Annotated in this window: 15 protein-coding genes; 5 read left to right on the top strand and 10 right to left on the bottom strand. The window is 42.6% G+C overall.

Annotated features, from left to right (window positions below; genetic code table 11):
• Positions 1–214: 214 nt before the first annotated feature.
• The 6 genes from rplS to uvrB all read right to left on the bottom strand — a co-directional run bounded on the left by rplS (position 215) and on the right by uvrB (position 9,444).
• Positions 215–559, bottom strand: coding sequence for a 50S ribosomal protein L19 (gene rplS / locus RBI_RS05645; RefSeq protein WP_022286692.1), 345 nt, complete (start codon positions 557–559; stop codon positions 215–217).
• Between the two features lie 191 nt (positions 560–750).
• Entirely contained in the window at positions 751–1,452 is a 702-nt protein-coding gene (locus RBI_RS05640; protein ID WP_051706510.1) for a TIGR03936 family radical SAM-associated protein, read from the bottom strand.
• Positions 1,439–3,292 (bottom strand): TIGR03960 family B12-binding radical SAM protein, encoded by a 1,854-nt coding sequence (locus RBI_RS05635; RefSeq protein ID WP_038671648.1) that lies wholly within the window; start codon positions 3,290–3,292, stop codon positions 1,439–1,441. Before RBI_RS05635 ends, RBI_RS05640 begins: the two co-directional genes overlap by 14 nt.
• A gap of 167 nt (positions 3,293–3,459) precedes the next feature.
• Complete coding sequence (locus RBI_RS05630) at positions 3,460–4,020, bottom strand: hypothetical protein (RefSeq protein WP_038671646.1); 561 nt, start codon at positions 4,018–4,020, stop codon at positions 3,460–3,462.
• 508 nt (positions 4,021–4,528) lie between these two features.
• Positions 4,529–7,351, bottom strand: a complete 2,823-nt coding sequence (uvrA, locus tag RBI_RS05625; RefSeq protein WP_038671644.1) for an excinuclease ABC subunit UvrA — start codon at positions 7,349–7,351, stop codon at positions 4,529–4,531.
• A 122-nt stretch (positions 7,352–7,473) separates the two neighbouring features.
• A complete protein-coding gene (gene uvrB / locus RBI_RS05620; RefSeq protein ID WP_038671641.1) occupies positions 7,474–9,444 on the bottom strand; it encodes an excinuclease ABC subunit UvrB in 1,971 nt (656 codons plus the stop codon).
• Positions 9,445–10,196: 752 nt separating this feature from the next.
• Between uvrB and RBI_RS05615 the strand changes: the two genes are divergently transcribed.
• The 5 genes from RBI_RS05615 to RBI_RS05595 all read left to right on the top strand — a co-directional run bounded on the left by RBI_RS05615 (position 10,197) and on the right by RBI_RS05595 (position 14,194).
• Positions 10,197–10,613 (top strand): hypothetical protein, encoded by a 417-nt coding sequence (locus RBI_RS05615; RefSeq protein ID WP_038671640.1) that lies wholly within the window; start codon positions 10,197–10,199, stop codon positions 10,611–10,613.
• An 8-nt stretch (positions 10,614–10,621) separates the two neighbouring features.
• Positions 10,622–11,593: an RluA family pseudouridine synthase gene (locus RBI_RS05610; protein ID WP_038671637.1), complete on the top strand. Its 972-nt coding sequence runs from the start codon at positions 10,622–10,624 to the stop codon at positions 11,591–11,593.
• 206 nt (positions 11,594–11,799) lie between these two features.
• Positions 11,800–12,672, top strand: coding sequence for a PHP domain-containing protein (locus tag RBI_RS05605; protein WP_038671635.1), 873 nt, complete (start codon positions 11,800–11,802; stop codon positions 12,670–12,672).
• Positions 12,673–12,763: 91 nt separating this feature from the next.
• Positions 12,764–13,936 (top strand): NAD(P)-dependent malic enzyme, encoded by a 1,173-nt coding sequence (locus RBI_RS05600; protein ID WP_038671633.1) that lies wholly within the window; start codon positions 12,764–12,766, stop codon positions 13,934–13,936.
• Between the two features lie 12 nt (positions 13,937–13,948).
• The gene (locus tag RBI_RS05595; protein ID WP_022286682.1) at positions 13,949–14,194 is read left to right on the top strand and encodes a TIGR03905 family TSCPD domain-containing protein; all 246 of its coding nucleotides are present in this window, start codon (positions 13,949–13,951) and stop codon (positions 14,192–14,194) included.
• Positions 14,195–14,304: 110 nt separating this feature from the next.
• On the opposite strand, the gene RBI_RS05590 is transcribed toward RBI_RS05595, so the two are convergent.
• Genes RBI_RS05590 through RBI_RS05575 form a run of 4 tightly spaced genes read right to left on the bottom strand, consistent with a single transcriptional unit; the run spans position 14,305 to position 25,758 of the window.
• Positions 14,305–15,279 carry a hypothetical protein gene (locus tag RBI_RS05590; protein WP_038671632.1) on the bottom strand — a complete coding sequence of 325 codons (975 nt, stop codon included), beginning with the start codon at positions 15,277–15,279 and terminating at the stop codon, positions 14,305–14,307.
• A gap of 32 nt (positions 15,280–15,311) precedes the next feature.
• Entirely contained in the window at positions 15,312–16,007 is a 696-nt protein-coding gene (locus RBI_RS05585) for a hypothetical protein (RefSeq protein ID WP_038671630.1), read from the bottom strand.
• A gap of 26 nt (positions 16,008–16,033) precedes the next feature.
• Positions 16,034–17,353 carry a hypothetical protein gene (locus RBI_RS05580; RefSeq protein ID WP_038671628.1) on the bottom strand — a complete coding sequence of 440 codons (1,320 nt, stop codon included), beginning with the start codon at positions 17,351–17,353 and terminating at the stop codon, positions 16,034–16,036.
• On the bottom strand, positions 17,350–25,758 hold the full coding sequence (locus RBI_RS05575; RefSeq protein ID WP_038671626.1) for a hypothetical protein: 8,409 nt from the start codon (positions 25,756–25,758) through the stop codon (positions 17,350–17,352). The genes RBI_RS05580 and RBI_RS05575 overlap by 4 nt, the downstream gene beginning before the upstream one ends.
• Positions 25,759–25,761: the final 3 nt, after the last annotated feature.

Raw genomic sequence — 25,761 nt, 5'->3', positions numbered from 1 at the left:
TGTTCGCCCATGCTCAGAACTTGTACAAATTCAGAACTGTAGGGGACGACGCCCTACATGGTTTGTGAAAATATAACGAATGTACGAATATCATAAAATTGTCGGGCGATATATGCGGGCGAACTGTTCGCCCCTACCGTATATCGTGCGAACAACTCAGTCGTGAATATAAAAAAAAGAGCCGGCCAAAGCCGACTCGTTTTTATAGAAAGAATTATCTGATAGCTTCCTTGACCTTAGCTGCCTTACCAACTCTGTCACGGAGATAATAGAGCTTAGCACGGCGAACCTTACCGCTACGTACAACCTCTACCTTTTCAACTACAGGTGAATGAACAGGGAAAACTCTCTCGATTCCACAGCCGTGAGCTACTCTACGAACTGTGAATGTCTCGTGGATTCCACCGTGCTTCTTAGCGATAACTGTGCCCTCGAATACCTGGATTCTGGACTTGTCACCCTCTGTAATTCTTACGTGTACCTTTACTGTATCACCAACATTGATAACAGGTGCCTCGGATTTAAGGCTTGAATTAGAAATCTGCTTTAAAGCGTCCACTTTAAATTCCTCCTTAATATTTTCAGACATTCATTCGCTTTATGGCAGCTATCGCTGCAAAGCCAGAGGACTGCCCGCTTTAATGTCGTGCCTTTCGTTCAAAGGCGTGGCATTAACTCTCGTCGGAAGAACCGACGGTAATTCAAATGCTTTAATATTATACCACATCTCAAAACCTTTTGCAAGGATATTTATATAAAATTTTCGCCATTTGCCATGAGTATTTTTGTACGTTCTGTATAAATTTCCGATATTTCTATACCATAACGCTCACAGAACGTGTCTATGACTACGTTCACATTAAGATTGAAGGAGCTTCCGCACGGCAGCCTTAATGTCACCTCAAAGCTGTCCTCTAGCTCTTTGCTGTCAAGCACTGTGATATGTGGCTTTATATCCACAAGATTGATAGTCTTTTTCTTGGTTCGCTTTTCTATCTCTATCTTGTCAAGTGCCATGAACTTGCCGAAAAGCTCCGCCACTTCATGTACGCTCTTATCTGTTTTCAGCCTTGCCACATACTCCGCCGCTGTAATGTCGGTATGCTTATGCTCAGGCTTTGAAACGCTCACTATCTCCAGACCAACAGGCGTTTGTGCATTCATTCGCTCCAAGACCTCGCCGTATGGGATATCCTCAGTGAGAGCAAAGTCCATTATCTCTACCCTGCTGTCAGTGCCAAGTGGCAACGCCAGTGGGAACATTATATACACATGGGGATTGAAACCCTGAGTGTGCCATATTGGCAGGTGCGCCCTTTTGAACACTCGCTGAAAGGCTCTCATAAGGTCAAGATGAGAAATGTATTTCGCCCTGCCTGTTTTTGAAAATACCGCTCTGTATTCAAATCTCTCCAAACGGAGATTTACATTCTTCGGCTCAGCGTTTGCCACAGTAAACACCTCCGTATTCGCATTTTATGCCACAGCCTGAACAGCCCTCTTTGCAGTTTCGTGTAGTCACTGCCTGATGTGCTTTCTTGTTCTCACGAACGAAAAACTCGTGGCTCACAAGATAATCAAGGTGCGACCACGGCGCTATCTCGTCATAAGAACGTCTGCGGTGAGCATAGAAGCTTGTATCAAGCCCACACTCCTCAAATGCTTCCTGCCACTTGTCAGCCTTGAAATGCTCGTCCCAGCCGTCAAGATAACAGCCCTTTTTCCATGCGGTGTATATCGCCTTACCAAGACGTCTGTCACCTCTTGCAAGAACTGCTTCCAATATAGATGTATAGGATTGGTGAGTGCTAAGGCGTATCTTACGGCTTGTAAGACTTTTGAAAAGGTGTTCCTGTTTCTCTTTTATCTCCTCAGGAGTTGCCTGTGGCTCGAACTCGAACGGAGTAAAAGGCTTTGGTACGAATGTTGCAGTAGAAACTGATATCTGCACGCTCTTGCCACGCTTTTCTTTTGGTGTTTCGTAATAAAGGTCAAGGACTTTCTGCGCAAGCTTTGCGATACCCTCAACGTCCTCCAGCGTTTCCTCTGGCAGACCAAGCATGAAATAAAGCTTCACAGTGCTGTATCCGCCCTCAAAGGCAGTGCGACAGGTACGCATTATCTCGTCCTCTGTGATGTTCTTGTTTATTACGTCACGAAGCCGTTGTGTGCCTGATTCTGGAGCAAAGGTCAGACCGCTTTTTCTTACGGACTTTATTTTCTCCAAAAGCTCTTCACTGAAATTGTCTATTCGCAGCGAAGGCAGTGAAAGGTTTATCTGCTCGCCGTCGGTGTATTCCACAAGATTTTCCAAAAGCTTGTTTATCTCAGTGTAATCGCTCGTAGACAAAGACGACAAGGACACTTCCTCATAGCCTGTCTGCTCGCAAAGGGACTTAGTTTCGTTCTTTATGGTGTCGATGCTTTTCTCTCTGAACGGGCGGTAGATAAAGCCTGCCTGACAGAATCGACAGCCTCTTATGCACCCTCTCAGTACCTCAACCACCGCTCTGTCATGGACTATCTGAGTGAACGGAACAACAAAGCCCTCAGGGTAATATACCTTATCAAAATCCTTTATAACACGCTTTTTGACCCTAGCAGGTGCCTCAGGGACGTTTGGCGTGATAGACTTCACAGTACCGTCCTCATTGTAATCCACGTCATAGAATGACGGAACATAAACACCCTCCAGCTTAGCCGCCTCTCTTAGAAACTCCTGCTTAGTAGGCTTTAATGGTTTCATTCTCTCGTAAAGTTCAAGAAGCTCAACGTTGACCTCCTCACCCTCGCCAAGAATGAACAGGTCGAAAAAGTCAGCCATAGGCTCAGGGTTGCAGGCACACGGACCGCCTGCGATAACAAGTGGTGTAAGCTCAGTTCTGTCCTTTGCAAGCACCGGCACGCCTGCAAGGTCGAGCATTTCCAATACATTATTATAAGAAAGCTCATACATGAGCGTAAAGCCGATGAAATCAAAATCCTTTATAGGGTCAAGGCTCTCCAGTGCGTAAAGTGGGATATCGTTCTCACGCATAAGCTTGTTATAGTCCTCCTCAGGCATAAAGACACGCTCACACCACCAATTTTCACGGGCATTTTTCAGACCGTAAAGTATCTTCATGCCGAGATGTGACATACCCACCTCATAAGTATCAGGAAAACAGAAAGCGAACCGCACGTCCACCTTATCCTTATCCTTTACAACGCTGCCAACCTCGCCGCCGATATACCTTGACGGACGCTGCACTTTAAGCAGCAGCTTTTCTATTTTCTTTTTCAGTTCTTCCAAAGTTTTATCCTCCGATATTGAATGTCTGTACTATCTCACCGCACCCAGTAAAGCGAGAGCAATACACAAAGTGAGGTGAAACGGGCGAACACTGTTCGCCCCTACAGATACATAAGCATTTCATATTATTATACCAAAAATTTATTACAAAAGCAATAAGCAAAGTGTTAATATATGACTTCGGAGAGGACGATAAAGCAGAAAGTTGCGGCGAAGGATATGCTGACGGTGCCATGGAGTATCATATGTATCATAGCCGCCGCTGAGAGTAGTATAAACACAGCTCTGAAAAACTCGCAGACCTTGCCATTGGCAAGCAAGGCGAGTATCCTGCCACCGTCAAAATAGCGAAATGGCAGCAGGTTTAGCGCACCAAGCAGAAAATTCACCTGGCAGAAAAAGCCACCACCATTTGCCTTATATGACAGCAGGCAGAGGGCAAAATTTACTGCCGCACCACCGAAAAGCACAGCAAGCTCGTGGTATTTAGACAGCTGTTTATTATCAGGGGAAATGCGGATACCGCCTCCATAGACAACAATTTCCTGCGGTGAGCTTCCGAAAGCGGTCATGAGTACGAGGTGACCCAGTTCGTGGAGTGCGCAGCACATAAGCGTAACAAAGAGCATATCCGCCTGCGTACCTGAGCAGACAGACACAAGTGCGACGACGAAAAAGAAACTGAACGACACGCCGTAGGTGGTATTTTTTATCTTTATTTTAAACAAGTTCATCACCGAGATATTTATATTCGGTATTTGCTAAAATAATGTGTAGGGGACGGCGCCCTCGACGTCCCGCTCGGAGAGATAACACCATAACTGTTATATCTTCGATATTGGGATTTTTTGGTTGCTAAATGAAGGGGCAACGCTGTGATTATCACACCCCTGATGCCGAATTATTCGGGATACATTATTGTGACGTTTGCCAATAATTCCGCAGGCGAGGGATAGCGGGACGCCGAGGGCGTCGTCCCCTACATTTTATTCGGAAGAGGTTTTACTGCCGCAAAATCGCTACGCTCTTTGCTGGTGCTTTGTTTGAGTTATAGAAAAGCGGTGTGAGTTTTATTTCTCGACACCGCTTTGATTATTTTTTGTTTGGTAGTTTCGTTTCTGCACACCTCTGCACTACATAGCAGAATAAACTCGGTGCATACATTTACTTTGTGCTGAAGAGCCGCAAGGGTCAGCTATGCCAATTCCTCACTCCTCACTCCTCACTTAAACTTGCCTACAGCATCTTCCTCAAATACTGTCCCGTATAAGACCTGTCGCAAGCCGCAATTTCCTCAGGCGTGCCTGTGCAAACGATAGTTCCGCCACCGTCACCACCCTCAGGTCCTAAGTCTATGATATGGTCTGCGGTCTTTATTACATCAAGATTATGCTCGATAACAAGCACTGTATTTCCCCCGTCTGCAAGCTTCTGCAATACCTCGATAAGCTTATGCACGTCAGCAGTATGAAGTCCTGTAGTCGGCTCGTCTAGGATATATATAGTTCTGCCTGTGGCTCTTTTTGAAAGCTCTGTTGCAAGCTTAACTCTCTGCGCTTCACCGCCTGAAAGCGTTGTAGCCGCCTGTCCTATCTTCACATAGCCAAGACCAACTTCATACAGTGTTTCAAGCTTACGGCTTATTTTAGGGATAGCACTGAAAAACTCAACGCCCTCCTCTACTGTCATTTCAAGCACGTCATAAATGTTCTTGCCCTTATATCTAACTTCCAGCGTTTCACGGTTGTATCTCATACCACCGCAGACTTCGCATGGCACATACACGTCAGGCAAAAAGTGCATTTCTATCTTGATTATTCCGTCGCCCTCGCAGGCTTCACATCTTCCGCCTTTGACGTTGAATGAGAAACGTCCTGCACCGTAGCCTTTCATCTTTGCGTCAGCAGTCTGTGCGAAAAGCTCTCTGATATCCGTGAAAACGCCTGTATAAGTGGCAGGGTTAGACCTTGGCGTTCTGCCTATTGGCGACTGGTCGATATCAATGACCTTATCAAGATGCTCTATCCCCTGCATTTCCTTGAACGCTCCCGAACGTATCTTCGCACGGTTTAATCTGCCCGCAAGCTCTTTATAGATTATCTCGTTCACAAGCGATGATTTGCCTGAGCCTGACACACCTGTTACGCAGGTGAAAGTGCCGAGAGGTATCTCAACATCTATGTTTTTCAGATTGTTCTGTGTCGCACCGATAACTTTCAGATACTTGCCGTTGCCCTGTCTGCGTTTTTCAGGGACAGGTATTTTCTTTGCACCGCTAAGATACTGTCCTGTGATAGAACGCTTGCACTTCATTATATCGTCAACAGTTCCTGCGCAGACTATCTCGCCGCCGTGAATGCCTGCTCCTGGTCCAACGTCAACCACGAAATCTGCCGCACGCATGGTGTCCTCGTCATGCTCTACCACTATGAGGGTGTTGCCAAGGTCACGAAGTCTTTTCAGCGTGGCGATAAGCTTGTCATTGTCACGCTGGTGCAGACCGATAGACGGCTCGTCAAGGATATACAGCACGCCCACAAGTGATGAGCCTATCTGCGTTGCAAGCCTTATACGCTGGCTCTCACCGCCTGAGAGAGTGCCTGCGGAACGTGACAGGGTGAGATATTCAAGTCCCACGCTTTTGAGAAAGCCAAGACGTGACTTTATCTCTTTTATTATCTGCTCACCGATAAGCTTGTCACGGTCGCTTATCTCAAGGTTTTCAAAAAACTCCAGTGCCTTTGCCACCGACTTGTGACAAAGCTCTGCGATATTTATTCCGCCAACTGTAACGCTCAGGCTCTCTTTTTTCAGTCTTTCACCATGGCAGGCAGGACACTTTTCATCGCTCATATAAGCTTCTATATCAGCCTTTGCCCAATCGCTGTTGGATTCCTTGTAACGTCTTTCAAGGTTTGGTATAACGCCCTCAAATTCAGCCTGATAGTCAGCCTTATAGAACTTATTGCCACGCTTCAGGTGAAGCTTCTGACCTTGAGTTCCATAAAGGAAAATGTCTATAGCGTCCTTGTCGAGATTTTTCACAGGCTCGTCAAGGGATATGCCGTAGGTCTCAGAAATTGCGTTGAAATACATCATGGCGATAGAGCCTTCTTCAAGGCTGTTCCAGCCACTGGCTTTGATTGCGCCTTGTCTTATAGAAAGGTCTTTGTTAGGAATAATAAGCTCAGGGTCTATCTTCTTGAACACGCCAAGACCAGTACACTTTTCGCAAGCACCGAAAGGATTGTTGAAAGAGAACATTCTCGGAGTAAGCTCGTCGATGGATACGCCATGCTCAGGGCAGGCGTAATTCTGAGAGAAAAGCATTTCCTCTCCGCCGATAACGTCAACTCCCACAAGTCCCCCTGTAAGCGAAGAAACAGTTTCGATACTGTCGGTAAGACGGGACTTTATACCCTCCTTGATAACAAGTCGGTCCACCACTATCTCGATAGTATGCTTTTTATTTTTTTCTATTTTTATCTCTTCCGAAAGGTCATAGGTTATGCCGTCTATACGCACTCTCACATAGCCCGACTTTCTTGCACGGTCAAGCTCTTTTGTATGCTCGCCCTTACGTCCTCTGACGATAGGAGCTAAAAGCTGTATCTTTGTACCCTCGTCAAGCTCCATTATCTTATCCACGATCTGATCCACTGTCTGCTGACATATCTCTCTTCCGCAGACAGGACAGTGTGGCACGCCTATACGGGCGTAAAGCAGTCTGAGATAGTCGTATATCTCTGTGACAGTACCCACAGTAGAGCGTGGATTTTTGGAGGTAGTCTTTTGATCTATGGATATAGCAGGGGAAAGCCCCTCGATGCTGTCAACGTCAGGCTTATCCATTTGACCCAAAAACATTCTCGCATAAGATGACAGCGACTCAACATAACGTCTTTGTCCGTCAGCGTATATGGTATCGAATGCAAGAGAAGATTTACCCGAACCCGAAAGACCTGTCATAACAACAAGCTTATCTCTCGGTATGGTAACATCAACATTTTTGAGATTATGCTCTCTTGCACCTTTTATAACTATCTCGTTAATTGGCATTGGTATTCTTTACTCTCCTTTTGGTATTGAAAAATCACATATTGATATGCAGGCGGGCGAACGGTGTTCGCCCCTACACACGTTTTGTGGGGGTATATCCGTTTTATGTTTCACAAGGCTTTTTATTTCTTCTCACCCTTTAACTCCGCAATTTTATCACGCAAGAATGCGGCGTGCTCAAATTCAAGCAGCTTTGCCGCCTCTTTCATTTCCTTGGTGAGCTTTTCTATGAGCTTTGCAGTTTCCTGCTTTGAAAGCTTTGTTTTCTGCCTTGCCTCGTATTCCACCTCTTCCTTGGTGGATATCTCTATTACATCTCTTATATCCTTGACGATAGTTTTCGGAACTATGCCGTGCTCTTCGTTGAACTTCATCTGTATCGCACGACGGCGCTCCGTTTCGGTGATAGCCTTTTCCATTGAACGTGTTACCGTGTCGGCATACATTATTACCTTGCCCTCAGCGTTTCGTGCGGCTCTGCCTATGGTCTGTATAAGTGCGCTTTCAGAACGCAGGAAGCCCTCTTTATCAGCATCAAGTATAGCCACAAGAGTTACCTCAGGCAGATCAAGACCCTCACGCAAAAGGTTGATACCCACAAGCACATCGAACTCGCCCAGACGCAGGTCACGGATTATTTCCATACGCTCGATAGTGTCGATATCGTGGTGCATATATCTCACCTTGACGTCAAAGCTCTTGAGATAATTTGTGAGATCCTCAGCCATTTTCTTTGTAAGAGTAGTAACAAGCACACGCTGATTTTTAGCTGTGCGCATATTTATCTCGCTGAGCAAATCCTCTATCTGACCCTCAGTGGGCTTTACGATTATCTCAGGGTCAAGCAGACCGGTCGGTCTTATTACCTGCTCCACTATCTGCTGTGACCTTTCCTGCTCGATAGGTCCAGGGGTAGCGGACACGAACACCGCCTGATTAATATGAGAATAAAACTCATCAAAGGTCAGCGGTCTGTTATCCATTGCTGACGGCAGTCTGAAACCGTAGTCAACAAGGGTCTGTTTTCTTGCCCTGTCGCCTGCATACATACCTCTTACCTGCGGCAGAGAAACGTGTGATTCGTCCACGAAAAGCACAAAATCCTCAGGCAAAAAGTCAAGCAAAGTGAACGGCGTAGAGCCTGCGGGACGTCTTGCAAGCACACGGGAATAGTTCTCGATACCGCTGCAAAAGCCTATCTCCTCCAACATCTCAATATCATAGTTGGTGCGCTGTGCGATACGCTGAGCTTCGATAAGCATATCGTTATCCTTAAAATACTTTATCCTCTCGTCAAGCTCCTGCTTGATCTCTTCGATAGCGTCGTGCATTTTATCACGGCTGACAATATAATGGGAAGCAGGGAAAATAGCAGCGTGGGCAAGTGAGCAAACCACCTCGCCAGTCACTACGTTTATTTCAGTGATACGGTCTATCTCATCTCCGAAGAACTCCACTCTGATAGCTGTATCAGTAGAATTTGCAGGGAATATCTCCACCACATCTCCCCTGACACGAAACTTATTTCTCACGAAATTTATATCGTTACGCTCATACTGGATACCCACAAGGTCAGCGATAAGCCTGTCACGGGATTTCTCCATACCACGACGTATAGACACCACCATGGACTTATACTCCTCAGGGTCGCCGAGGGAGTAAATACAAGAAACGCTGGCAACGATAATAACGTCACGGCGTTCAGCAATAGCGGAGGTAGCGGAATGTCTGAGCTTATCTATCTCGTCATTAACGGAGCTGTCCTTTTCGATATAAACGTCCTTGCTAGGCACATAGGCTTCAGGCTGATAATAGTCATAGTAAGACACGAAATATTCCACGGCATTGTTCGGAAAAAACTCCTTGAACTCAGAGCAAAGCTGAGCGGCAAGTATCTTATTATGGGCAAGCACGAGCGTTGGACGGTTTATCCTAGCAATAACGTTTGCCATAGTAAAGGTCTTGCCGGAACCGGTAACGCCCATAAGGGTCTGCTCTCTCATGCCGCTTTCGATACCCTTTACCAGAGCGTCCACCGCTTCGGGCTGGTCGCCCGATAGCTTATAATCTGAAACAAGCTGAAACTTATCCATAAATGCCTCCTCAATCGAACAGTTGTTTTAATCATTATATTACAATTATTTTTAATTGTAAAGGCTTTTTTATCAATATTTTTTGAATTTGCGTATATGTACGATTTTTCGGACTGGTATTGTTACTCAACCTGCGGTATCAGCTCGATGTATGTGTAGGGGCGAACAGTGTTCGCCCGTCGAAGAAACAAACCCACGGTAACAACAAGGTTCGGCAGCAAAAAATTCTCCCCGACAATTCTGAATTTACAGCAAATCCTGAGCACGGGCGAACGCTGTTCGCCCCTACAGATTGTTCTGGAGAGGTTCTTCTGCCGCAAAATCGCTACGCTCTTTGCGGGGTTACATTTGATTAGGGAAAGGGTAAGCGGTGCAGATTTTTGCTCCGATATTACTTTATAATAGAGCACAACCTTCTTCTGCTTTTTATAATTCAATCTGCACCTAGTAGGCTTACGCCTATTGAGGCTCTGCCTCAAACTCCGCTCAGGGCTTTGCCCTAAGAACCCACAAGCCCTCTAACGCCGGGCTTGAGCCTGCGTTTAAGTGCTCGCTACGCTCGGTGCTTGTCCACGTCTCTGTTCAGCTTTGCCCATTCCTCACTCCTCTCTCCTCATTCCTCATTCCTCACTCCTCATTCCTCATTCCTCACTCCTCATTCCTCATTCCTCACTTAATACCGCTCCCCTCTTGCATTCTCCCACACTTTAGGTTATAATATCACTATAGTAATAATTTCAGGAGGACGTAACATGAATAGATCATATGACGAATACAACTACACCCTCTCAAAGCGTGAACTGGAAGAGCTTAAATTCTTATTCATCTCTGATGATGTGGACTACAACGACACTGACAGCAACGGGCTTACTTTCTTGCTCACTGCTATCGAAAGTGCTGACTTTGTTGAGCAGGACGGCATTCTCAAGCCTGACAAGCGAAGTGTTGATTTCATCAAATGGCTCATCGCTCAAGGGTCAGATGTGAACTTCCCTGCTGACAAAAAGCCTTTACAATATGCTATCAAATGTGAAGAGGAGATATCTCGCCGTAAAGGCAAAGCCTGCGATATGTCAGAAATTCTTCTGCTTCTCCGTGACAGCGGTGCTGACAGCACCGGTCTTGACGAGCTTATTGACGGAGGATTCTCCGCTCGTGTAAAGCTCTGAGGTATAGCATGAGGGAATTTATAATAAATCAGAATGACGCAGGTCAGCGTGTTGACAAGTTTCTCACAAAGGCTGTGCCGAAGCTGCCTAAAAATCTGCTGTACAAATATCTGCGCCTGAAGCGTATCAAGGTCAACGGCAAACGCTGTGAGATATCCACACGACTTGCTTGCGGTGACGTTATGCAGCTTTACATCAATGACGAATTTTTCGAGGGCGAAGTTGCTGACAGACCTGCTTTTCTCAGTGCGCCAACGTCTTTGAATATTATTTACGAGGACGAGAATATTATCCTTTGCGACAAAAAGTGCGGACTTGTGGTACATGAGGACGAAAGCGGCTCGACAGACACGCTCATAAACAGGATACAGCACTATCTTTATGAAAAGGGTGAATATCGACCTGAGGAGGAGTTGTCTTTTGCTCCTGCCCTTTGCAACAGGATAGACCGCAACACAGGCGGCATTGTAATATGTGCGAAAAATGCTGAAAGTTTGCGTGTGCTTAATCAGAAAGTTAAAGACAGAGAGCTTGAAAAGCTTTATCTTTGCGTGACCGTTGGCATACCAAAGGAGAAGTCTGCACGGCTCACGGCTTATCATCAGAAAGATGAAACCACAAAAACTGTCAAGGTATCTGACAAAAAGTTTCAGGGCAGCCGCACCATGATAACATCTTATCGTGTGCTTGCGGAAAACAAGGCTGATGACCTTGCACTTCTTGAAGTTGACCTCATCACAGGCAGAACGCATCAGATAAGGGCACACCTTGCACACATCGGCTATCCACTTCTCGGTGACGGCAAATACGGAATAAATAAAGTCAATCGTGCATACAATGTGAAAACGCAGGCGCTTTATTCGTACAAGCTCACCTTTAAATTCACCACTGACGCAGGTACACTTGAATATCTAAACGGCAAGAGCTTTCAGGTTAAAGACGTATGGTTTTGCGAAAAATTCTTCGGATATAAGCTCTGATATTTCGTTAAATCGCACTATTTCGACACCGTGGATTTGTCATATACGACAAAATAATATAATTTTCGTGCAAATTTTGTGTAAATTGTTCAAAAGTGCTTGCAAATGTATATAAAATATGTTATAATTATTTAGTCAAATTTAACGGCTGTACTATATATACAGAAAATGACAGATATATTTTATAGATTTGGAGGAACAAAGGTATGACAGGAGATCTGCATTGTCACACAACACTGTCTGACGGCTCGCTTGGTATAGAAGAGGTCATTGTTCAGGCAAAAAGAATGGGACTTGACTTTCTTGCGATAACAGACCATGACACTCTTTCATCATCAAACAGAGCGCAAATACTTGGCGAACGTTATGGGGTCAAGGTCATTCCTGCGGTAGAGCTTTCCGCATGGGACAAGAAGCGCAATTCAAAAGTACACATTCTTTGCTATGCACCGCAGAAACCTGACAGGCTGGAAGGTCTTTGCCTGAAGTCATGCCAGATAAGAAAAGACTGTGCAAAGGAAATGATAGAAAATGTAATGGCAAGATATCCTATCCCTGCCGACGCTGTACTGCACTACACAAAAAGCTCAAAGAGCATTTTTAAACAGCATATCATGAGAGCATTGGTAAATTACGGCTATGCCACTGAGCTTTACGGCTCTGTGAACGACAAGCTTTTTGCATATCCAAACGGCGAATGTCTTGTGACCCGTGAATATCCTGACGTAAACTTTGTGCTTGACCTTATACACTCCGCAAAGGGCATTGCTGTTATGGCACACCCTGTTATGTTCAACAACACCGAGCTGCTACTTGAGCTTATCGAGGCAGGCAAACTTGACGGAATTGAAGCTTATCATTACTCTGCTACTCCAACTCAACAGCAGAAGCTTGTGGATATCGCAAAGGAACATGACCTGATAGTGACCGGTGGCTCTGACTTCCACGGTCTGTATAATGAGACTATGACACATATCGGAAGCATGACCACTGACAAGGAAAATCTTGATAAGCTGTTCAAGCTCATTCATATAAATTCACAAAAAGCTAACAAAGCGGCTGTGAAAACGGAGAAATAATATGGTATAATAAAGGGACATTATCATGCGGTAATGTTCCTTTAATGCGTAACAAAGCCTAGTTTGGCTGTAATAGAGAGGACTGTATAAAATGAACGTAATGGAAGAATCCCTACAGAAACACAGAGAATGGAAAGGCAAGATAGAGGTCTGCTCAAGAGCAAAGGTAAACAATGCAAAAGACCTGACGCTGGCTTACACACCAGGCGTTGCTCAGCCTTGCCTTGAGATACAGAAAGATCCTGACCTTTCATATGAGCTTACAAGACGTGCAAATCTTGTGGCTGTTATCACAGACGGCTCTGCTGTGCTTGGTCTTGGCAATATTGGCGGTCTGGCAGGTATGCCTGTTATGGAGGGCAAGTGCGCACTTTTCAAGGAGTTCGCAGACGTTGACGCTTTTCCACTTTGCATAAAGTCCAATGACGTTGACGAAATAGTAAACACTATCGCTATGATATCAGACAGCTTTGGCGGTATAAATCTTGAAGATATTGCCGCTCCAAGGTGCTTTGAGATAGAGGCTAAGCTTAAAGAGAGAGTTAATATCCCTGTTTTCCATGACGATCAGCACGGAACTGCTATCGTTGTTGGTGCGGCACTTATGAATGCCTGCAAGGTAGCAAACAAGAAGATAAGCGACATCACACTGGTAATAAACGGCGCAGGTGCGGCTGGCTGTGCTATCGGAAAGCTGCTGCTTTCTCTTGGTATCGGCAACCTTATCATGGTAGACCGTGAGGGAATAATCTGCGAGGGCGACAATTATCTTAACGAGGCTCACGCTGAAATGGCAAAGGTAACAAACAAGAACAAGCTCCACGGCTCTCTTGCCGACGCACTCAAGGGTGCAGACGCTTTCGTAGGTGTTTCCAAGCCAAAGCTTGTGACCGCTGAAATGGTTAAATCCATGAACGATAAGCCTATACTTTTCGCAATGGCTAACCCGACTCCTGAGATAATGCCTGACGAAGCAAAGGCGGCAGGTGCGTTTATCGTTGGCACAGGACGTTCAGACTTCCCTAACCAGATAAACAACGTTATCGCATTCCCTGGAATTTTCAAGGGTGCGCTTGCGGTAAGGGCTTCTGACATCAACGAAGAAATGAAAATGGCTGCCGCAAAGGCTATCGCAGGCTGTGTTCCTGAGGACAAGCTCAGTGCGGAATTTATACTGCCGAACTCTTTTGACAGATCTGTACCGGTCGCCGTGGCTGAGGCTGTGGCAAAGGCTGCAAGAGAAACAGGCGTAGCAAGAATTTAGGAGGTTTTTCAAATGGCAACGATCAGCTACACTCCAAAGGGAGTATGTTCAAGAAAAATTGATATCGAGGTCGAGGACGGTATCGTAAAGAAAGTGCATTTCACAGGTGGCTGTAACGGCAACACACAGGGTGTATCAAAGCTTGTTGAGGGCATGAAAGTTCAAGACGTTATTGACAGACTTGAGGGTATCGACTGCAACGGACGTGGCACATCATGTCCTGCTCAGCTTGCTGAGGCTTTGAAGTCTGCACTCTAAGCTTTCGTACTGAACATTACACGGATATAATAATGTGCGAACACTGTTCGCCCCTACAGAAAAAATACACGGACTGCATTTTGTGTGCAGTCCGTTTTTTTGTACATATTCTAATTTTCTGTCGCTGTGCTTTGAGTGAAACTCATTGAAACAAATCCCGTACCAGTCACCGTAATATCGGTATGATTACCGTCAGACCACTGCTCTGCACTGTTAATGCCGTTCGTTCGATAAAACTGAATGTCATACTGATTTTTCTCGGCAGAATTCACTTTCAAAGTTGCAGTGGCTATGCCAGAACTGTCCTTTGAAATAGTCAGATCATAAGTATTCTTAAACCATGGGCTGATATCAACATAGTTCGTATTCCAAGTCAGGGTGACAGTACCCTCGCCACTGCCTGACAGGCGGTAGTTGAAGCCGTCAAGATCTTTAGGCGAGGTAGCATTGTCGATGAATGTGCCTGTCCATGTTGCTGATGTGTTATTATTTATATAGATAACGCCAAGCTTTGCGGAGAGCGGTTTCAACTCAGCCTGATTTGTAGGAGTGGCTGTCACTCTCATGTATATGTCAGAATTTGTGAGCTGTGACTTATCAAAAGTCAGCACAAATTCATGCTTGTTGAAATCGTCAGCCATAAGTTTCAGAAGTGAAAACTCTATTTTTGAATTGCTTCCAAAAGTCTTTTTTTCACCGTTATATTCAACTGAGTATTTTGCAGTTTTTTCTCCGGTAACGGCATTTCCGTTGCTGTCCACAAGCTCGACTGTCAAAGTGTATGTGATATCCTTGTCATTATGCTTTATCAATGTTTGCGGATAGTTGCACACATTGACTGTCACACAAGGCGAGTTTTCCATACTGCTAAAAGTTATCGTCCTTGGAAGATCATTTTCATCTGTTGTAAGATAATTAGATGAAAACAGCATGCCAGCTCCCTTTTGTGTGGACACAACTCGCTTTACACTTGAAACGCTGGTATAAGCTGCCAGGACGCCAATAGTACTGAGTGCGGCTGCCGCAAAAGCTATCCATATTGCAAGCCACGATCTTTTAAGCTTTTTTATAAATTTGTCTTTCATAACAGCCACCCTCCTCTCTATTTTGTGATTTATTACTTTCTCTGAACTGTCAGGTAGACCATATCAGTTTCTTTATTGTTTTGGACTTTATCATTCCATTTTACTCTGATTATAAAATAATCGCAAAACGGATCTTTATTGTCAATTACCGTCAGTGTATCCGATTGCCAATAAAGTGCTTCGGAATTTTTCTGAACATTGCCGTAGCTGTCATAGGACTTTTTGTGAAGTGTGCTGTTAGCAAGTATCTCCGAGCCTTGCTGATTGAGATAATGTCCCGAGATCTTATTGCCGTCTATTTTGTAATAAAACGTTTTATTCTCTTCATCTGAAACATAAACGACAGCTTCAGATTTTTCAGCTTCACTGACGCTTTTCGCACGGTATATCTCATACTCAAAAGGGATATTCGTTGTATGTGCAAGCTGTATTTGATATTGTTGCACGTCTGCCCCGCCTATGCCGAAAACAAAGTCTTTATAACTGCCGTTCTCAACGTCTATATCTGCCATTTCAAGATTTGCCACAGATTCTTTGTTTCCTGCGGTGATATAAAGCTGAGTAGGGGCATTTATTTTTGTTGTAAGAGCAATAGAACGTTTGTGAGTAAACCACGCATAAACAGGCAGTGCCACAAGCAGTACCACCGAGATGGATACTGCTATGACTAGCTGGAGCTTCTTCTTTTTTTCTAATTTTCTGAATTTTCCAAAAATGCTTTTTGTCATAATTTTCTCCTGAAAATGCCTGCTTATTATGAATTTATAAAGCCTGTTTCTATTTTTGCGTTTGTGTAAACAACATAGTCGCTTGAGGTAGTTCCATTAACAACTGAGTTGTTGTCATTAAGCAATACTGCGGTAAGCTCAACTCTGTAGTTTGCATAGGTAAGTCCCTGCTCCTCAAAAGCCTTGCCTGTTTTTACTGTAAATTTCGTAACGGCTGTGTTTTGTTCTTCGCCATTATAGTCAGTGGTAAAAACGCACTCCTTGCCATTCAGACCACTGCTTGATGTGGCGTTTTCCAAAGTAAAGCTACTGAGATATTTGCTAATATCGTTCGTCTGCTTATAATCACCACTATTGTCCTTAACATACAACCTCATTGTATACTGTATTTTTTTGCCACTGTCCTTTGTTGATCGACTCAAAGCAGACAGATCATAGATAGCATTTGCTGTTATTGCCATTTCTTCTGTAGTCATATCTTTGGCATTGATACCAAGCTGCGAAAATGGTGAATCCTTCGACTCAAGAACCGTTGACTCTGCAACGTTATAGTTTAGCTGTGCCACCGTCATTGCCTTTCTATAGTAGCGTCTGGCAGGCATATCTCCACTTGCAGAGATAGAGCTGTTCTCAATATTGTTCTGGCTATATGCAACATATGACGACGCATTTACGCCTATACCGGTTTTTGTATCCCCGTCCTTACGTTCAGGAAACTGATCTATGATCCCTGCAGTACCATAAGTTAAGCTGATATCAGCCTTGACAGTTATAGAACCATTTGTGTCACTATTGATATAATCGTAAACCGAATCGGGATACATCAGCATATAGCTGTCTTTAGCTTCTGAAAGTGTCTCAGTCTTGCTTATTTTTGCGTTTGATAACTCTGTGTCTGAACTGTTTAAAATGCTGTAATCAACATTCACCGAAGTTCCTGCAATGATCTTTGCATTAGCTCCCGCATCGTTTTCATCAAAGCTCTTCATAGAGAATTTAAAAGCCTGATACATATTGAAATCGTCACTCTTATAGCCATTAAATGTATCTCTAAGGCTCGGATCAATGCTTATCTTTGACGTCATTGTGGCATGGATAAAGTTATTTGACGCTGTTATCTCCTCTGGGTCATGAGCCGTCACACTTACTAGCTGTGTAAAAAAGTTTGCAATAACATATGCACCAGTGTCATTATTTGTCACTTGGACAAGGTTTGTAGGAATATTGCCATTGAGCTTTCTTGGCTTATTACCGCTATAATAATTCACAAAGTTTTTGATGACTTTTTTCGAGCTTCCCGTTTCCGGAATATTGATAGTGAGATAATAGTTCTCGCTTATTATCATTTCGTCATTATCATTTTTTGTGTATCACTATTCGCTGAAACAGTTATCTTATAAGTGCCTGTTTCATTCTCACCAGCAGGTCTATAATACTTGCCGTCGCTCGTTTTTACAGTAGCTGTAGCTTCATCAGCTTCAACAAGAGTTCCGTCAGATGCTTCTATAGCTGTTACCGACGCATATCTTAACAGTACATCATTCATTGTAACCGGTTTAAAGCCACTTATATTTGTCAAGTCAAGCTCACCAGTTGTTTTATTAAACTTAGCATCACTTGCGGTAGAATGATAAGTCTTGTCATTGTTATTTGCATCAACAAGAGTTAGCTTTGTATCATCGGTAAGCACACCACTGTCAGTGGCGCTATCACCAATAAGATAAAGCTTTTTGTCAAAACTCCAAAGCAGACTGTCACCGTTATTGAGCATTTTTTCCCATTCGTTAGCGGATTTGTAATAGGAATACTTAAAATAAGTAGTAACAGGTGCATCAAAGCTCTCAAAAGCAAGCTTTGTTTTATCCGTATAGTGAGAATGGTTATAGTCTGTGCCTGAGATAACGTAAGATTGGAAGCTGAAATCAAGCACCTTTCTTACAAAAACAGGAATATGAAGTCTAAGAGCAGTTTTGTCACTTCCCGTTGGGTCGATATAATCAAGAGTAATGACAGTAAATCTGTTTGTGCCGTCATTGTCATACTGACCGTCTGTGACCTTGAAATATCCTGTCTTGCTGTTAAACGTAAGAGTGCTTTTGTCTGATTTTTTCAAAACGCCGTTATCATACACATAAGTCGCTGTGCTTACATTCATAAGATCTGTTGTTTTCAGCTTATTTGAACTGCTGTCGCAAACATCACAATTTGTCAGAACTGAGATATACTTTGCGAGCATTTGTGTGATATTCAACGATGAGTTATCATCTATAAGCAAAACTGGAAGATCGTTCAGCTCCTGAACATCAAGCTCAGAGGCCTGACGAAATGTTGTAAGCTTTGAATTAGCCAGATCCTCTGCATATGTCTTTATGGTACTGTTTATGCCATAGGATTTTTTCTTTGTGCCATTCGTATAAGAAGCAGCGTCACTAATGATAGTCTGCATATTTCCACCAACAAAATCACCTGCGAAAGTCTTACCGCCTACAGTAACGCTTGGGTTTATATTGACATAAGGTGAATAGTTATCAACGTGCGTGCCGCTTCCCTCGCCGATATTTTTGGTATTGTCCTGAGTACCGTTGTAGTCGGAGTGAACTGCGGTGAAGCTGGCAGGTATCTGTGAAGCATTATACTGTATATCAGGTAAACAATCCGTGTTATTTACCGATACTCCAATAAATTTAGATGATAGATTTTTATCATAGTTCCAACCTATCAAGTTAGAAACAGATACGCTATTGTTGCCTCTTACATAGCCTAATTTATTTATGAGAATATCATAAGCATATGTGTTTCCACGGTCATTATGACCGATCACGCCGCCTGCACCTGCACCATTGGACTTATCTTCTGCTGACAGAGTAACATTGTTGACTTCACAATCAGATATCTTCAGATCACCATTAGCTTTTATACCAACATAACCTCCGATACCTGCATCACCATTTTTAGCAACCGGTATACCTATCGTTGCATTTTTTACAGCAGACTTTGATATGGTCACAGCCGCATTCTGTGTGCCGACCATTCCGCCTGAACTTGTATAGCCATAAACACCGCAAGCTGATGTTTCAGATGTTTCTCCATAGTAACAGTCATTGATAGACAACTGGTTTTTGTTTATTCCAACGAATCCACCGGCATTACTACCATAAACATCGACGCTGACGCTTGTGTTTGTTATTGTGCAGGCTCCGTTAGACAGTCCTATAAGACCGCCCTCGTTCATTGTCTGGGTTGCAAGGGGTTTATTGTCTTTTTTTGAACCGATAAAGCTGTCTTCATTATAGGCTGTAAGCTGAACATTGCTTATTGTCGTTTTGATATTTGCAGTGCCTGCGATTCCACCTACGCCAAACCAAGTTTTTGTGCCTTTATCAAGATTAGCAAATTCAACTTTATTAATTTTTATCTTAGAATCCTTAACAGCGAATTCGTTGCCTTTCTGAGAATTTCCCACAAGACCGCCTGTTTCAAATCCGCCATACACATAAACGCCACTGTTTTCAGACTTAACGTTACTTATATTAATATTATTTGTTGACTTTCCTATAAGTCCTCCCACAGTATATGCACCATATATTTCAAGATCAGTCAATGTTATTCCGCTAAACGTGCAAGAACTCTGTACTCCGCCAACGATACCACCTGTAGAAAGGTCTTCATTAACATACGATTGTCCATCGTTGTTATATGTCTTAACGCTGATCTTGCCGGAAAGCTTAAGGTCATTTACAATTAAAGCATACGTTGAACAGTTTATCAACCCAACTCCTTTTACGGAGGCAAATGCGGTACGATATTTATAGTTATCCATATCTTGGATTTCAATAGTGTTACCGCTCTTGTTATCCGTTATTTTCACAGCATAGGCTTTTATATCTGTATCGAGCTTTATAGTCTGATCATTTCCCTGGATAGTTGTCAAAGATAAAGTATAATCACATTTAATGTCGCCAAGGTTACTATCCTTTGCATCAAACAACTGATTTATACCACGAAAACCTGTGTTGATGAGGTCATAGGTTCCATTTCCTGTGAGTTTAACAGTAAAGTTCTTATTTAATTCGTGTGCCCACTTTGCTTCATAAAGACCTTTTTCACTTGGCTTTGTATATTTTTTTAGCATTACAGAATTTTTCTTTTCATATTCCCTGCTTGTAGCCTTTTCAAGTCTTTGATAATCTGAGAGCGCAGTTTTGTAATCTTTATCATCAGAAGTCAATGTAGCTGTGCCAACTTTTGAATAGTCTGCATTTCGAGTAAAAGTATAATGACCATAGCCGCAAGTATTTTTATTACGGTCTGTATATCCCATACCGGACTGTGATATGATAGACAGCATAAACAACGCTTGTGCATTAGGTACTTCAATGGTATTGGTCGTGCCGGCAATAACATTTAATTTCTCACCATCACTTAGCTCACTCTTAAACTGCGTGATGAGATAATTTTTCCTGCCATTGTTAAGGTTAGTTGACTTACCAAACGTTGTTCCCTCTTCGATAGCAAAGCCGTTTACAACTCTGCCTATATATGGATTGATAAAAAGATTGGTATATACGTCTTCACCCACTGCCTCAGTATTGTTGGTTGTAAGCGCACTATCTTTGGCAACGATGTCCATATTTCTGAAAATAACACCGCCGTAAACTATGGCACCAACATATCCGCCTGCAGTAATGAGATGTTGTTTGCTGTTATCGTTATTCGCAAATTTTATATTAGGATTTGTTACCTTGACATTATCAATGATATTATCTCCACCGAACACAACGCCCATAACACCGCCATAATACTCCGTCTTTCCGGTACTATAGTTTAATTTATTATTATTGTTTTTTGAAAGCGTTACTTCTTTGGTATATTTTATATTGATATCTTTTACAACACTTCCGCTGCTGAACCTGATGAGAGGGCTTGCAGAATTATTGGTGATAGTTGGATATGTTCCGTCGGATTTCTTCTGTCCAACAATAACGCCCCTGAAAACGTAACTGTTTGATGTTCCGCCAAGACCTGCAAAAGAACTGCCAAGAACTATATCATCATTTATCTTGTAATAAGCCTCGCAAAGATATTTGATCATGTTATCTTTTGAAACTGTTTCCTTTCCGCTTACGAAATTGCCTGTTCCATCATAAGTATAAGTTTTATGATTAGTGCCTTTGCAAAAAGCACTATTAGCATTAACAGTCGATTTATCGGCAGAAACATTTGCATTATAGTTTACTTCCCAGCCATTTGTAGGTGCGGCTGTACTGATAACTCGTGCGACCTCTGCAAGTGTAGAAGCGTCAAGGATATATGGATCAGAGTATGTTCCGCAACCCTCGTCCAGATATGGTCGCTCAAGGTTTACGTCTATCTCATCATAGTTTTGGGTGGTATCATACGATTTAGCAACATATGGCTTGTATTCAGTAAAGCTATATTCCTCTGTTGCGTTATTTTTGACAGGAGAAGTATACCTGTCATCCCTACTCCAATCGCCATGATACTTATTCTGCCTGCTCACATCATCTACACGATTCTTTATGGTGTCAGACACTTCTTTTCCGTAGGTTACATTATGCTTAATATTGCCAGCTGAGTCTGTACCCCAATCGTCGTCCCATTTATAGTTGTATATTGCAGAAGAGCCTGCTCCGTCAGAATGCTGAAAGCTTTCAAGCAAAGTAGCATTTTTGAAAATTGAATTTACATCACTTGCGTCAAGCTTGATATTTGAGAAAGTCAGAGATATATTTTGACCCTTTTTGCTTCCTACATCGCCTATAAGGCTTGTTGCAGTATAATCCTGACCGCCTTTATCATATTTAGCAGTAGTCATACTGTGTTTTTTCTGTGACACATTCTGTATAGTGATCTCTGTCATGTTGCCTATCTTATTTATAAGCAAAGGGGCATAAGAATTTTCACCATTTAAACTTAAAGAAGTATCATTCACATACAGATCATCAAGAACGATACTGCCGGTAATTTTGACAGATTTTTTTGAAGTATTGGTGTCGTCAGCAACCGAGCCGCAAACCAATGCACCTGAACCACCATTCACCTTACCGATATTTCCCTTAAAGGTCATTTTACCACTTATGGTAACAGTTCCATTTTCATTTCTGAAAAGTCCAGATTGCATCATGTAATGTTGATTATGGTCATTAGTTAAATTTGTTCCATCTATTCCGTCAGTTGTACGGGCATAATTGTCACTATTACTGCTTGATACCATTTCAGACTGATTAAAGCCATTATTTTCAAAAGTAATAGTTGAATTTGATTTTATATTACAACCATTTGTATCAACTGGATAAAATGAATATCCTGTCAAATCTATTTCTGCATCTGTTGGAAAATCTATATTTGTGCTATTAATATATGCTTTTATATTATTTGCCGCAAAAAGCTTTGCGCTCCACTCAACAGCCTTAGCTCCGCCTGTGGTGGCTTTACCGTTTTTATATACATCAAGGTTATAATAATATCTTGCCCAAGAATTATTTTTCCACACAGCACCATTATTTGTTGTTTGATTTTGATAGGTATTGCAGTTCTTTCCGTCCATATACAGCAAACGCTCTCCGTCCGCTGTAACAGCAGGAATTGAAATTATGGCTTGACGATTAGACATAAAACTAGCTGAAGAAGAATAATAAATACTACAACGAGCTATCTCATCAAAATACGAATAGCTTGGGCTTATATTTATCTTAGTATCTTGTGAGATCTTATATCCATTAGGTTCAGTAAGTTCAAAATAAGTTGCATCTCGTGAGCTTCTGTAATTATTGACATTTTCACCTTTAAAATAGTCAAAGCCATAAGAGTCATAATCTCTGCCAAAAAGAGTTGAGGCAAGCATGCCGAAATTTATACATTTTGTTGCTTTCACTGTCACACCGTCAAAGCTAACCTCTTTTATGCTCCAATAACCTGTTGTGGAAAGTACAAGGCCGCCCAGTTCTGTGCCATTGTTCACTGTTAATCTTGAATCGTTTACATTCAAACTATTCAGATCAATTTCTACTCTATACCAGTTATGCCCTAAAAATCCACCGCTATTTGATTTACCACTAGAATTTATTGTTAAAGCATTAATATTAACATTGGTGATAGATATCTTATTAGGTACAACAGAAGCTGAATTATCCTTAGCACCGACCTCTGCAATAAGTCCGCCAACTCTAGAGTTACTTCCTGTGTGTTTGTCAGTTATCTTTCCGCCAACAGTGACATTATCAAACTTAATACCAGTTGTAGGCTTTGATGTAACAGCTCCTACCATTCCGATAACTCCGCCAAGACAAGTACAATCTACCTTTGTTGTGCTATTATTGTATGTAAGATTTGCTGTTACAGCAGAATTAGTGAACGAAACTTCACTTGTGGCGTCAGCAACATATCCAACCAGACCTCCGACAAAATTAGTATACGCACCACTTGGAGATGCGGTCACATCAGCGGTCACTTTGTCAATAGTCAAAGCTCCGCTGTTGTATGCAGATACAGAACCAATATAACAAGCATCACCGCCAGAAACATTGTCACCGACAATATTAAAGTTTGAAACAATCGTTAAATCGCTTATTTTTGCACCGCTTGTCTTTGCAAAAAGTCCGTTGTGAGTATGGAAAACTATTTTATCATTTTCTGTTCCCACTGTCATGGTAAGTTTATGACTATTGCCAGTAAGCGTGCCTGTGAATGTATCCTCACCATTATCACGCATAAATCCGGTTAGACCTGTGTCGCTTATATCAACATCTGCACTAAGGCTGATATTTGCCGCAAGCATATCTGCCCTACTAGCACCGCTATACTTAACAAAAACATTGCTATCGTGCTGCATTATCAAAGCTGCACGGGCAAAATCTGCCCTATTGCTTATGGTTATATTATTATTAGGAAATCCATTTATTGTAACAGTATGCCCTGATCCATCAAAAGACAGAACACCGTCAGCACTCTCAAGCAGATCGGAATTGTTAAGTCGAAGCACTCCGCCCCAATCCATATCGTCTATGACTTTTGAAGATGTCCTTGTAAATGACCAGCCGCTTAAGCTATAGATCAAAGCAATGCCTCTATTTCCTACTATCTGACATCTGTTTTTGTTAGGGTCTTTAGGATAAAAGCCTGAAAGGTTTGTTTCACCGCCAAGCCTTACAACGCCATTTTTATTAAATTTGCCAACAATGCCACCTACGCTCTGGTTTGCAGAAACATTATTTGCAGTAACTGTGACTTTGCCGCCAACATCTATAAAAGCCTGATCTGCATAGCCCACAAGTCCGCCATAATTATTTTGTGATGATGTGGGATTATTAATACGTATAGTGGTATTCTTGACGCTTACATAAGCCTTGCTGTTATCACCTATCTTACCAATAAGGCCGCCAAAATCAAGGGCATTGCATGAGCCAGTCACTTTTACAATGATATCACTTAGTGCTAGTTCAGAGCTAAGAGCATTGGCAGAATATCTTCCGACAATACCACCATAAAAGCCTGCCCTGACAGTGCCATTGAAGTTTGAAGTAATAGTATCATTAGCGGTGCCTGTGATACTAATTTTTGCACTATCTGCGCTGTTTGTCAGCAGTCCGAAAACAGAACCAACAGCCGCACTGTCAGCGGTATCTCCTGATGAACAAGCAAGTGCCATTTTCATGCCACTGAATTTTGAAATGTCAAATGTCTTTTCGTTGGCTTTACTGTATGTATAAGAGCCGAAAAGACCGCCCACAGTTACAGAGCCTGTAACGCTTCCGGTCATGGTAAGGGTGACACCTTCGCCGACATTTATTTCTGCATTCTCTGCACTGCCCACAAGTCCGCCTGCGTTGTTTGCGGATACATTTACGCCTGTCAAGACATCACACTTGTCAACGTTCAGTGTTGCACCAGTACTCATTTTCCCGATAAATACACCTGCGTTCGATTTACCGGAAATGTCAAGTGAACTGCTTGACAAGCTTACGGCAAGACTTGCGTTTTCGTCCATAGTGCCACAAGCAAGACCTGCATTATCCCCGCCTGATACTTCCACCTTGACATCATTACTTAGAGTGATATCAAGATCGACATTTGCTCCATTTTTCATATTGCCTATAACAGACGTGAAGGATTTATAATTTGTAGCACCTGAATCATCTACAGGATCAGCTTTTATTTTCCACTTATTAGCTGAAGCCACATCACCGTGTATAACATTCTCAGCAAGCAAAGCTGAATTTTTTTCTTCCGGTCTAGCAAAAATAATAGTATCTAAATTTGCACTGTCACTAAGATATTCAAACAGAGCAAAATTAATAGGAAGATTAATAGCTGAACCCTCATTTGCTTTGACTGTTCCCATGAAAGGATATTCTTCATTGCCAAGTCCTTTTTCTATTCCTGTAAAATCAGAAGCCTTAAACTGAGATTGGTTGTTTGAAAACAATACAGTGATTTTCTGATAAACAGAAGGATCTGCATTAAGAAGCTTTTTAAAATCATCTGCATTCTGTATCGTAAAAACGCCATTTTTGATATCGTTAGTTATGTCAGTATATGTATCTTCCGCCATAGCCGTAATAGCGTTGGTGACAGTTGATACCATTTTAGACACAACACCTGAAATGTCTGCAAGCGGCATACTCGTGACAAGCAATACGGCAGCGGTAACTAAAGAAATAACATTCTTGCGATACTTGCTGTAAAGCTTGTGGCATATTCTATTAATTTTCTGATTTCTATTAGCTTTCACTTT

This window comes from Ruminococcus bicirculans (ex Wegman et al. 2014), from assembly GCF_000723465.1.
Taxonomy (GTDB): domain Bacteria; phylum Bacillota; class Clostridia; order Oscillospirales; family Ruminococcaceae; genus Hominimerdicola; species Hominimerdicola aceti.
The sequence above is the reverse complement of the archived record's forward strand: the minus strand, read 5'-3'. Positions and strand labels throughout refer to the sequence as shown.

Excerpts from the sequence above, each read along its gene's own strand:
- RBI_RS05585 (WP_038671630.1), bottom strand. The coding sequence starts at position 16,007 with ATGACAAAAAGCATTTTTGGAAAATTCAGAAAATTAGAAAAAAAGAAG.
- RBI_RS05595 (WP_022286682.1), top strand. The coding sequence starts at position 13,949 with ATGGCAACGATCAGCTACACTCCAAAGGGAGTATGTTCAAGAAAAATT.
- RBI_RS05610 (WP_038671637.1), top strand. The coding sequence starts at position 10,622 with ATGAGGGAATTTATAATAAATCAGAATGACGCAGGTCAGCGTGTTGAC.
- RBI_RS05615 (WP_038671640.1), top strand. The coding sequence starts at position 10,197 with ATGAATAGATCATATGACGAATACAACTACACCCTCTCAAAGCGTGAA.
- RBI_RS05580 (WP_038671628.1), bottom strand. The coding sequence starts at position 17,353 with ATGATAATAAGCGAGAACTATTATCTCACTATCAATATTCCGGAAACG.
- RBI_RS05590 (WP_038671632.1), bottom strand. The coding sequence starts at position 15,279 with ATGAAAGACAAATTTATAAAAAAGCTTAAAAGATCGTGGCTTGCAATA.
- RBI_RS05600 (WP_038671633.1), top strand. The coding sequence starts at position 12,764 with ATGAACGTAATGGAAGAATCCCTACAGAAACACAGAGAATGGAAAGGC.
- uvrA (WP_038671644.1), bottom strand. The coding sequence starts at position 7,351 with ATGCCAATTAACGAGATAGTTATAAAAGGTGCAAGAGAGCATAATCTC.
- RBI_RS05605 (WP_038671635.1), top strand. The coding sequence starts at position 11,800 with ATGACAGGAGATCTGCATTGTCACACAACACTGTCTGACGGCTCGCTT.
- uvrB (WP_038671641.1), bottom strand. The coding sequence starts at position 9,444 with ATGGATAAGTTTCAGCTTGTTTCAGATTATAAGCTATCGGGCGACCAG.